This is a genomic window from Pseudoalteromonas mucoides, from assembly GCF_049257175.1.
Classification (GTDB): domain Bacteria; phylum Pseudomonadota; class Gammaproteobacteria; order Enterobacterales; family Alteromonadaceae; genus Pseudoalteromonas.
In genome coordinates, this window is record NZ_JBMMUC010000005.1 from 85,253 (window position 1) to 96,265 (window position 11,013).

General features: G+C 39.0%; 11 protein-coding genes. 8 read left to right on the forward strand and 3 right to left on the reverse strand.

The genetic code is table 11. The annotated features are described in order from the left end of the window. The first annotated feature begins 14 nt into the window (after positions 1–14). Complete coding sequence (locus AAEU30_RS07275; protein ID WP_421959943.1) at positions 15–3,809, forward strand: PAS domain-containing hybrid sensor histidine kinase/response regulator; 3,795 nt, start codon at positions 15–17, stop codon at positions 3,807–3,809. Continuing rightward, positions 3,775–4,692: a diguanylate cyclase gene (locus AAEU30_RS07280; RefSeq protein ID WP_421959944.1), complete on the forward strand. Its 918-nt coding sequence runs from the start codon at positions 3,775–3,777 to the stop codon at positions 4,690–4,692. Before AAEU30_RS07275 ends, AAEU30_RS07280 begins: the two co-directional genes overlap by 35 nt. 5 nt (positions 4,693–4,697) lie before the next feature. Here AAEU30_RS07280 and AAEU30_RS07285 read toward each other — a convergent pair whose 3' ends face one another. After that, positions 4,698–5,081, reverse strand: coding sequence for a DUF3192 domain-containing protein (locus AAEU30_RS07285; protein ID WP_421959945.1), 384 nt, complete (start codon positions 5,079–5,081; stop codon positions 4,698–4,700). 164 nt (positions 5,082–5,245) lie between these two features. After that, the gene (locus tag AAEU30_RS07290; RefSeq protein ID WP_421959946.1) at positions 5,246–6,190 is read right to left on the reverse strand and encodes a D-2-hydroxyacid dehydrogenase; all 945 of its coding nucleotides are present in this window, start codon (positions 6,188–6,190) and stop codon (positions 5,246–5,248) included. Positions 6,191–6,283: 93 nt separating this feature from the next. On the opposite strand from AAEU30_RS07290, the gene zntR reads away from it, so the two are divergent. The 4 genes from zntR to AAEU30_RS07310 all read left to right on the forward strand — a co-directional run bounded on the left by zntR (position 6,284) and on the right by AAEU30_RS07310 (position 9,535). Next, positions 6,284–6,697 carry a Zn(2+)-responsive transcriptional regulator gene (gene zntR / locus AAEU30_RS07295; RefSeq protein WP_421960082.1) on the forward strand — a complete coding sequence of 138 codons (414 nt, stop codon included), beginning with the start codon at positions 6,284–6,286 and terminating at the stop codon, positions 6,695–6,697. Beyond that, positions 6,681–7,901, forward strand: coding sequence for an SO_0444 family Cu/Zn efflux transporter (locus AAEU30_RS07300; protein ID WP_421959947.1), 1,221 nt, complete (start codon positions 6,681–6,683; stop codon positions 7,899–7,901). The genes zntR and AAEU30_RS07300 overlap by 17 nt, the downstream gene beginning before the upstream one ends. A 160-nt stretch (positions 7,902–8,061) precedes the next feature. Then, the gene (locus AAEU30_RS07305) at positions 8,062–9,189 is read left to right on the forward strand and encodes a 1-acyl-sn-glycerol-3-phosphate acyltransferase (protein WP_421959948.1); all 1,128 of its coding nucleotides are present in this window, start codon (positions 8,062–8,064) and stop codon (positions 9,187–9,189) included. Positions 9,190–9,289: 100 nt separating this feature from the next. Beyond that, positions 9,290–9,535, forward strand: coding sequence for a DUF1289 domain-containing protein (locus AAEU30_RS07310; RefSeq protein ID WP_421959949.1), 246 nt, complete (start codon positions 9,290–9,292; stop codon positions 9,533–9,535). Here AAEU30_RS07310 and AAEU30_RS07315 read toward each other — a convergent pair. Next, positions 9,532–10,227, reverse strand: coding sequence for a transporter substrate-binding domain-containing protein (locus tag AAEU30_RS07315; protein WP_421959950.1), 696 nt, complete (start codon positions 10,225–10,227; stop codon positions 9,532–9,534). The two genes, AAEU30_RS07310 and AAEU30_RS07315, sit on opposite strands and share 4 nt — an antisense overlap. A 147-nt stretch (positions 10,228–10,374) precedes the next feature. Here AAEU30_RS07315 and AAEU30_RS07320 point away from each other — a divergent pair, with 147 nt between their 5' ends. Continuing rightward, complete coding sequence (locus tag AAEU30_RS07320; protein WP_421959951.1) at positions 10,375–10,578, forward strand: DUF3283 family protein; 204 nt, start codon at positions 10,375–10,377, stop codon at positions 10,576–10,578. 3 nt (positions 10,579–10,581) lie between these two features. Then, on the forward strand, positions 10,582–10,998 hold the full coding sequence (locus AAEU30_RS07325; RefSeq protein WP_421959952.1) for a GNAT family N-acetyltransferase: 417 nt from the start codon (positions 10,582–10,584) through the stop codon (positions 10,996–10,998). Positions 10,999–11,013 lie beyond the last annotated feature (15 nt).

An 11,013-nucleotide genomic window follows, 5' to 3' on the forward strand; every position in this document is an offset into this window, starting at 1 on the left:
CAACGGAACTTAGGTTGGATTTTTTACCATTAAAGCATTATTACCGCTCCCTAACGGTTGCGCTAATTGTTCCATTGTTGGTCGCTTTTTTACTTTGCTTGCACCTGTATAATATTAAACTAGAGCGTACTATTGCAAAGCGAAATGCTGATTTTAATAATTTAGCAGCGCAGCTTAGTTTTAGAATGGATTCAGCTGAAAACCTAGTAAAGACGCTGTTAGCACAGTACGAAAAACCTTTGCACTATCACTTTGATGAGCAATGGCTTCAAGGTATCAATCAACTTAGTGGCTATTATTATCGCAAAATTCCTCAACAAGGCGGAGAAATAGTCGGCCAAGGTCAGTTTTCCTCCTCCCCACGAGCAATTGCCCAATGGCAACAAGTGATTGCATTGGGGCCTGCTTTTAATACTGCACTTTCTTTAATTAAATCGTTAGCAGCCGTGGCTTACGTTAATGAGCAAGGTTTTGCTTACGTTAAACGCCGCGATGAAAACGCAAGCTTGTTTCTTACGCAAATTTTGGATAATCGGTTCGAACCTAAATTTAGAGGCGACATACTTGCTTCTAGTAATGTAGTGAAACTCGAAGGAAAAGATTATTTAGCACTTGGTCAGCGCCGAAGTGTCACCAGCCGAGATTATGTGATTTTGATATATGATTTGCAGGCCGTGTCTGCTTGGTTAGAAAAAATATCGTTAGATAGTGGAGAGTATATTTTTGTAACCGATTCACAGCAAGTCATTGCCAGCTCATCTGGAGCGATTGATAAATATTCTCAACTCAAACAATACTGGCCCATATCTATCAAACGTAATACGGGGTTCAATCATGACAGCTTAGTGATTTTTCAATCCCCTGAGCGCCAGCCTGTATACGCCGGGTTTTATGAATCTCACCAGCAGTTAATATCACCTATTCGCTACGAAGTATTTATTGAATTTATATTTTTGAGCGTGTTTTTAATCATGATGTTTAGTGGTGTTTTTTGGCTAAGTAGGCGCATTTTTGTTAAACCTATCACTCACTTAATGGCGTATTTAGAACAAAATGATGAGTATTATTCAGATTCTTTAGATTATCGAGTTCCTGTAAATTGGCAGCCTTGGTTTAGCCGAATAAAAAAAGTATTTAATAAAAATAAACAGCTCGTTGATTCACTGCAGCAATCAAACTTAGAGCTTGATAACCAAATTAAATTTAAAACCAAAGAGTTAGCCCGAAGTTACGAAGCAAAAGAGCGTCATTTAGCTCTGTTAAATACCATGTTGAACAGTGTGCCTGATTTGATTTATTTTAAAAATGTTGATGGCTCATTTTTAGGTTGTAATCGTGCGTATGAACAATATATTGGTATGGAGCAAGGGCAGTTAGTTGGATTGCAGTTGTGCGATATTAGTGATGATAGTAGTCACCTTGCAGAACTAGAACGCCAAGTTTTAAAAAGTCGTTCAAAAGCAGAGTTGCGGGTAGAAAACGGCAAGAAAAAATTTCATCTGACAGTTGCCCCTTTTTATAATGAGCAAAACCACTTATTGGGCACGATGGGAGTGGGCCGTGATATTACCTTACAGCAAGAGGCTTTAACGGCATTAAAAGCGTCAGAGTCAAAGTTTCGTAGTGCCATCGAGTATGCTGCAAATGCTGTGGTGCTGTTGTCTTTAGAGTATACTGTTTTACAATTAAACAAAGCAGCAAGGCATCTGTTTAGTATCGATAAACATCAACATTCGCAACTGTTTAGTTCGTTTTTTCTACCTGAACAGTGGCATGAGGTAGAGTCTCTACTTGGACTGTTATTGGCAGAAAAAAAGAAGGTGTACCATCTAACTCTTGCTCAACAGCAATCAAATCGCTGGTGGCAATTGAGTGTTTCTTTAGTGTGGGATGAGCAACAAGCTCCTTACTATTATGTTTTTCATATTCAAGATGTGAGTTCGCTAACGCAAGCTAAACAAAATGCTGAGCGAGCAACACAAGCGAAAAGCCGCTTTATTGCTAATTTGAGCCACGAAATACGCACACCCCTTAATGCGGTAACGGGCTTAATTGATATGATCGCCCAACAAGGTTTATCGCCACAGCAGGGGCTTCATGCATCTCAAGCGAAGCAATCGGCCCAAAATTTATTGATTATGCTTAATCGAATGCTGGATTTTGCTCGTATTGAGAGTAATCAAGTTCAGCTTGAGTTAGTCGATTTTAGTTTAGTGGAGTTAGTTGATAGCTGTGAGAGTTTGTTGTTGGGTTTATGTCCTCACAAAGGGCTGTGGTTTAATATTGAAGTCGACCCCACTATTCCAGCCTACCTCGTTGGAGATTTCATACGCTTACAGCAAGTGATTGGTAATTTACTAACAAATGCAGTGAAATTTACAGAGTGTGGTGGTGTCACACTGACAATTGAAAAATCACAGCACACTGAAACCAATTTCGAGACTATAACTTTTCGTATTATTGATACCGGAATAGGTATTGATAAAAATGATCAAAAACGTTTATTTGACGCCTTTACTCAAGGGGATGAATCGTTAACACGTAAGTATCAGGGAGTGGGACTGGGTCTTGCAATAGTAAAACATGAACTTGACTTAATGGGATCTGAGATAGAGTTACTAAGCAAAAAAAATCAAGGGAGTGAGTTTTATTTTACTATTCTATTTAATACAGTAAACGTTCAAAAAGAGCATGATTTTGATTGGCAAGATACGATTGTCGTTGCCTCAGAAGTTGAACAAAAACAATTAGAAGCAACTATGCTTGTGGTAATGGCAAAGCCTAGGTTTAGAACCCTAACGCAAATAATCCCTTGCATCAATGAAGCAGCCCAGAATAGATTAATTGTGACAGACGCTGATTTAGAGAGATTACTTTCAGCGACAGCAGTCAAAGGCATCTTAGAAGAGTGCCAGACGAAAATATTTGTTATCAAAAATAACCGCGCTACTTTGGCACAGCAAACTGCAGGGTTAAATATTCAATACATTAGCAGCTCAGCTTTAGCGCAGCGTCTATTAATTGAAGCCAAAACCACGCAACTACAAAGTCAAACTATTACACAACCAAGGGCTGACTTAAGTGGCTTATTGGTTCTGGTAGTAGATGATAACCAACTTAACCTAGATATTATATGTAATATTCTTGCGCAAGCTGGTATTAATACGTTAGTTGCAAGTAATGCTTTGCAGGGCATTAATTTAATTGAAGACATCATGCCTGATTTAGTTTTAATGGATATTCAAATGCCAGAGGTTGATGGCTTACAAGCTGCTAGGATGATCAGAGCTAAGTATAGCTCACAACAATTACCTATTTTTGCTCTTACTGCTCATTGTGAAAAAGAAGATGAAGAGCGATCGTTTGCTGCAGGGATGAATAAACATCTGACAAAACCAATAGTTGCGCACGCTTTATTACAAGCAATTAGTGAGATTGAGGTACTTCCTCCCGCTTTCTTTGATCGAACCTTTGCATTATCTCAGTTTGCAGGTGATAATGATTTGCTATTAGTAATGGTTGATAAATTAGCTGAATTATGTAAAACACAGCGTGATAAGTTAAAAAATGAACAGCAGCCTGAAACTGTGGAACGCTTAGTGCATAGCATAAAAGGCGTATCAGGAAACTTAGGTTTTATTAGACTATCCTTGAGTGCGCAACAGCTTGAGACTGCAATACGCAGCTCGAAAAATATAGAACAGCAACTTTTTAACCAGCTTATAATTGAATTAGAGCAAGTTATTGCTTTTATTCAAATACAAGGAACAGCAAATGTTGAAGAAAGCGAAAGTACTGATTGTAGATGACGATCCATTAAACCGATTAGTACTTGAAAAAACGTTAGCCGATGAGCATGAGGTTTTTCTTGTGGAGAACGGTGAAAAAGCGCTAACATTTTTAAAAACAACAACAGTTGACTTAATTATCCTTGATATAGTTATGCCTGGTATTAATGGTTATGAAGTTTTAGTGCAGCTTAAAGAAAACCCTGTTACTCAAACTATCCCGGTTATTTTTATTTCTGCAAATACTAGCCATGATGATGAAGCTAAAGGCTTTGAATTAGGTGCTATGGACTACATAGCTAAACCTTTCAGTACTGTAATTGTTCGAGCTAGAGTGCGAAATCAATTATTAATTAAGCAAAAAAATGACTTGCTTGAGATGCTCGCATCAATAGATGGCTTAACAGAAATACCGAATAGACGCTACTTAGATGAGAATCTGTCAAGAGAATGGCGAAGAAGTCGCAGAAGCTCAACATCACTGTCAGTTATTCTAATGGATATTGATCATTTTAAGCGCTATAACGATTGCTACGGTCATAGAGCTGGTGATGATTGTTTAAAGCGCGTTGCTCATGCATTAGTAGGGGAATGTCAGCGAGGGTGCGATTTTGTAGCCCGTTATGGCGGAGAAGAATTTGCTGCGGTATTACCGGGTATGGGCAAGCAAGAAGCATTGGCGTTTGCCAATAAGTTACGTGATGCGGTAAATTCGCTCAATATTCCTCATAAAGCATCACTGAATGCAGAGCATGTAACAATCAGCTTGGGTATTGCAACCACTGAGACAGGGCAGGTTTATGCTGAGCAAGTTTTACTCGAAGAGGCTGACTTGGGTTTATATCAGGCTAAAGATTCAGGGCGAGATCAAATCGTCGCCCGTACAGTATCTGCGTCAAGGTAACGAGCTTACTCACCGCTGAGTGATTTATAGATGGTATCGCCGATACCAATTAATTTATCATTTTCAAATACTAACGGAGTACACTCGTCTTTAGTCATCTTGCCATCAGAGTGGATGCTGTGGGTAGCGTAAAAAAGAACTTGGTATACTTTATCGTCTTTTTTTAGTAGCTCAGTAAAATTAGGTGTCTGTAAACGGTTTAACACCACTTGATAGTTTGTACCTAATGCTAAATTAGCAATCGTTTCACGGTTATTTTTGTGTTGTTTTTGCCAACTCGTTGATGAATCGCCTGCCCAATGAGTCTCTGCTTCACCATCTGATACGGCTATGACACAACCTGTAAGTAGTGGGGCGCTGAGTGTTGCAATCAACATTACTTTTTTCATGTTTGTATTCCTGAGTTTTAATAAGTTATTTAATTAATAATTTATTAAAAGCAAATAGCTGGCCAGTTTTTTAGTTGTTTTAAATCAGTAGGTTAATAAGTTTTATGCTTTTGGCTAGGTCATTATCGCTACTTGGTTAGCGATAATAACCAAAAAATTGTTAACTAAACCAATCTATTGCGGCTCTCGCCTTCAGCAAACGCAGTGATATTTAAACTAACTTGACTGACTAAACGCTTAATTGACTCTTCACTTGCCCATGCAATGTGCGGAGTTAAAATTAGGTTGCTACCACTGTAATTAGCAAGCGGGTTATCAGTATTCGCAGGCTCCTTTGTTAGAACATCAAACCCAGCTCCAGCAATCTGATTCTGACTCAAAGCTTGAGCCAATTGCGCTTCATTAACGATTCCTCCACGGGCGGTGTTTATTAAAATAGCCGTTGATTTCATTCGTTCTAGTTCGGCAGTGCCAATCAGATCATGACTTTCATCTGTTAGTGGGCAATGAATACTGATAATGTCAGCTTGTTCGATTGCATCATTAAATTCAGTTCTACCTTCTCGTGGAGCATGGCCTTTGCGTTCACATAGGATCACATTAGCGCCAAATGCTTTTGCTACATCTGCAACCGCTTTACCTAGAGAGCCATAGCCGATGATGGCAAAGTTTTTACCTGCAATTTCGTTAATGGTGTAATCAAGCCTGCAAAACATAGCACTTTTTTGCCACATGCCTTGCTGAGCGTCGTTAATATAATGATGCGTGTTGCCAAGTAAGTTTGTTATTAATGTGAAAGTATGTTGAACAACAGAAGCCGTGGAATAGTCAGCCACATTAGTCACAGCAATACCGAGTTCCTTTGCGGCTTTGAGATCAATATTATTAGTGCCAGTAGCCGCTACACAGATAAGTTTTAATTGAGGTAATTGTGTTAGCGTAGTACGGTTTAAAATGACTTTATTGGTAATTAATACTTGAGCACCTTCGCTATGAGAGAGCACTTGCTCTGCGCTAGTGAGTGGGTAATGCTTAAAGTTACCAAGTTGTGCAAAGGGAGCTAATGAAGCGTTTGCCAAAGTGGCTGAATCGAGCAGGGTGATATTCATATATTTCCTTAATTAAATTTAAATGCTTGACCTTGGTGTGTACTCTAAGGTTTATACTGGGCATCAGTTAAAAAACACTCATCGGAGAGCATGATGAAAATAGGTGAAGTTGCAGCTCAACTTGGTGTATCTACAGATACCTTACGTTACTATGAAAAGCATGGTTTGTTAATGCCTTCGAGACGAACAGAGGCAGGGTATAGAGACTATAGCCAGTCAAATTTAAAGCAAATGCGATTTATCTTACGGGCTAAAGATGTCGGCTTTAGCTTGACTGAAATTAAAGAGCTACTGGCTATTAAGCTTTATAAACATCAGCATTCATGTCACGAAGTTAAAAGCTTAACTATACAAAAGCGTGACTTGGTGGCTAAGAGAGTTGTTGAACTCACTCGCTTTCATCAATCATTATCAGTATTAGCCCAAAAATGCTGCGGCGGTGAAGAGCTTGCTGATAACTGTTCTATTTTAACGACCTTGGAGGATATAGATGGACTTACTAAATAACTTTTGGCAGCTATTTTTACTTTCTGCTCCTTGGTTAATGCTTGGCTTATTAATTGCTGGGTTATTAAATGTGTATTTGCCTGCCAATTTTTTAAATAAACATTTAGGTAAAGAAGGGTTTTGGACTACAGTAAAGGCCGCCTTAATAGGCGCTCCTATGCCTTTGTGCTCGTGTGGAGTAATACCTGCAGCCATAGGGCTGCGTCGTGCTGGCGCATCAAAAAGCGCAACCACTGCATTTTTAGTCTCTACACCTGAAACTGGTGTTGATTCTGTATCTGTGTCATACGTTCTACTCGGTCCATTTATGGCTATCATCCGGCCTATTGCTGCAATCTCTAGTGCCATTGTAGCTGGGGTTTTAGTTGGCCGCGACGCTCTGAAAAGTGATTATAAGGATGAACATGCAAATTTATCACAACAGAAAACGACTCGTTGTTGTTCTACTGATGAGGTCGAAATTGCTACAGCATCATGCTGCACTAGTGAAAAACTACCCTTAGCAGCTGAAGAGAGTTGCAGCTCAAATGAAAAACAACAGCCGAGTAAGACAGCATGCTGTTCTGATGTGAAACCTGAAACAACCAAATCGCCTAGCTGCTGCGCGAGTGATCACCGTGAAAAGCCGACCCAATGGCAAAAAGTAGAACAGGCGATTACGTTTAGCTGTAATAAGTTGCTCTCAGATACCATGGTGTGGTTGATGATTGGTTTATTCTTTGCTGCCTTAGTACAAACATATGTACCAGAGTCGTTCTTAACGCAGTGGGGCAGCGGTATTCTTGCAATGACAGTGGTCATTTTAATTAGTATTCCTATGTATATTTGTGCCACAGCATCAACGCCAATTGCGGCAGGCTTATTGCTCAGTGGTGTGGCTCCAGGTGCTGTACTTGTGTTTATGCTTGCTGGACCTGCAACAAATATTGCAACTTTAGGGGTTGTCGCCAAGGAGCTTGGTAAACGGGCTGTGTTTGCCTATTTAACCTCAGTGGTTGGGGTGGCAATAGCGTTCGGGTTTTTAACTGATTTTTTAGTCGCTGAGTTTGGCTTTGTTGTTAGTCCTTTATTGGGTGAAGAGCATGAGATACTGCCATATTGGTTTAGTATGATTTGCGGGCTGATTTTAATGGCGTTAATGCTCCGTTTAGTTATCATCGCAGTGCGCGCTAAGGCTGTAACAACTGGTAAGAGCATTGCGTAATAGTATGTTATAAATGTAGTTTTTTAATATAATCTACATTAAGTATCGCTTCCACTTTATCTACTTAGTTCGCATTTTTGCTTGCCTGAGTTATAATCGGCGATAGAATATAAACGGTACGTATTTTACGTGCCGTTTTTTTAACTTTATAGATGCAGTAATGAGTGAATTAGTGGATAAGTACGCCGATATACGACCTTATAATGACGATGAAGTAGCCGCTTCGGTTACGCGCTTAATTAATGATAATGCATTTATAGATGTGTTAGCTAAATATAACTTACCGCGATTTGTATCCGCTATTCCATTTTTTTCGCGCTTTTTAGTAAGACATCAATTACAAAAAAAGTGGGGGGACATCAGCTCAGTTGAGCAAGTTCAACAAGAAGTTGCCAAATACCTCAGCTTATTAGTAAAGCGAACTACTTCAGAAGTCACTTTTTCAGGGCTGGATCAACTTGATCCTGAGCAAGCTTACTTATTTATTTCTAATCACCGAGATATTGTGCTTGATCCTGCACTAGTTAACTGGGGTCTATTTAGTCATAAGATGAAAACGGTACGTATTGCTATTGGCGATAACTTATTGCAAATACCATACATTACAGAGCTAATGCGGTTAAATAAAAGCTTTATTGTAAAGCGATCAGCCAAAGCACCTAAAGAAATGTTTAAAGCGCTTTCACAGTTATCTGCTTACATTTATGACTCTTTAATTGAAGGGAACTCAATCTGGATTGCGCAAAAAGAAGGGCGTGCTAAAGATGGTTTTGATCAAACAGATCCGGCTTTATTAAAAATGTTGCAACTGCAAGGACGTAAGCAAAAGAAAGAGTTTTCTGACTATGTTCGTGAGTTAAAAATTGTACCTGTGTCGATTTCTTACCAGTACGAACCTTGCGCTTTAGCAAAGGCGAGAGAGCTGTATCATAAGCAGCAGCATGGTAAATATGTGAAGTCAGCAGGTGAAGATATTGCCAGCATTGTTGAAGGTTTTAGTGCCGCAAAAGGGCATGTACATTTAGCTTTTGGCCAACCAGTTGAATCTGGATGTGATTCGCCGGAGCAATTAGCAAAGACAATAGATCAGCAAATTGTTGACTCATTCTTTTTGCACCCAGGAAATTATATTGCTGGTGGCTGTAAGCAAGCGGTGATTGATAAAAAAGATGCTAAAGCATTTGAACAGCGCATGGCTAATGTTCCACCGGAGCTTAAGCCTTTAGTCACTGCTATGTATGCAAAACCATTTCATCGTAAAGCTGAAATAAATAGCGATGAAAGTTGAGATAAAAGTGTTTTAAGGAAAGTCGCATTGATTGCGGCTTTTTTTTTGTCGAAAAAACGGGCTATACTCAAAGTAGTGTTGAGTAAATAGCGTAGTATTAATGCAACAAATTGAAATATTTGAAATTCCTAGCCCCTGCAAAAGTATATGCGAAGTAAATAATCGGGGATATTGCAAAGGTTGCTATCGCAGCCGCGAAGAGCGTTTTGCCTGGAATTCATTTTCAAACGCAGAAAAAAAGAAGGTCTTAAGCCTTTGCCAACAGCGCTATAAACGTTATTTACAAAAACAGCACAGTGTAACCGATAAACCTCAGCACCCGGAGCAAGGTGGGTTTGATTTTTAATCTAAACTGTACTTTGCTCTTAAAAGCTGCACAGTACCATTTTCGTGTAACCTTATGAGCTCTGCTTCTAGTTTAGGTATTAAGGCACTGTGGCGTTTATGTAAAAAATGAAAGCTTTGGATGGGCACTAAAACTTCTGTTTGAAATGCTGATGTGTCAAAACTAGGGTGCTTAGAGTGCAGTATAAAATCTAGTAATACTAAACCACTTACTTTTTTTTGCGTTAGCAAATTTAGCTGTGCTGTAACGCTCTTTACTCGGACAACGTTGCCAATAAAAGGGTTGTTATCTAAATAATCCTGCGCAGCAGGGTAACCTGCTTGTATTGCGATGCTATCTAGCTGTTCAAAACTGCATTGGAGGCAGTTTTTTAATAAAATTAAGTTAAACTCAAATAATGGGAAATTGACTATTTTTAGGTTTTTATATTGCTCCGCTATTGAGCTAATACGACCTAATTGACCATCTAAAGTACCATTATTTGCGGCTGTTAATGCGCTTTGATGATTAAAGTCGGTGATATGCACCCTATAGCCGAGCTGATTGTAAGCCATTGACATTAAATCGATAACATACCTTGCTTGCGGAGTATCAGCAGGGCGGTTAAACAGTAAATGTTGACTGCTTGCCTTGCTCGTTACCGGTAGTAATAAGCTTGTCAGAAAAAGAGTAAGAAACAGTTTATTTAACAATGTGTTTCCAAAATGGGACTAAAAATCGCCACCAATTTACTCATAATTCATACATAGTGCAAGGGAAGTAGAGACTCTTTTACTTACAATAATAAATTGTTTGATATACTTAAAACTAATGTATTGTTCTAAAAATAGTTGGAAGTTATGACATACAACTTATGCGCACTACCTCGTGAGCAAAAATATCAAATTCAACTCGATTATGAAGCTTCATTTTGGGCCTACCAAATTAAGCGCGGTAAAAACACGCGTGAAAACGTGTACAGCACTATTAATAGTCGCCCTGTTGCAGAGCAAGCATTTTTGAAACAACAATTTGAACAGTATCTTGCATTAATGCAGAGCTAATTTGTGATTCGAATAGTGTGTTTAGAGTCTATTAAAACGCCTTTAGTAAATAAGTTTTACAATAAGTATGGGGCGAGAGGGCGTGCAACTAAACAAGATATTATATGGGTGGTTTATGCTGAGTTAGAAATAATTGCTGCGTGCCGCATTCAACGCCGTGATGGCTATTTATTTTTATCTACATTATTGGTTGCCCCTCGCTGGCGAAAGCAAGGAATTGCTAAAAAGTTACTCCTATCGCTCCTATTACAACAGCAAGAGGCTGTTTTTACTTTTGCATACCAAAGTTTAATTGATTTTTATCGCTCAATTGGGTTTAACTATGTGTTAACATTACCGCTACCTATATCGACACTTTTTAGAGTCTATGAGCGGCGGAATATCGTTGCTTTACAGTGTCTGCCTGAATACACAAAATAATAATTGGGATATTAC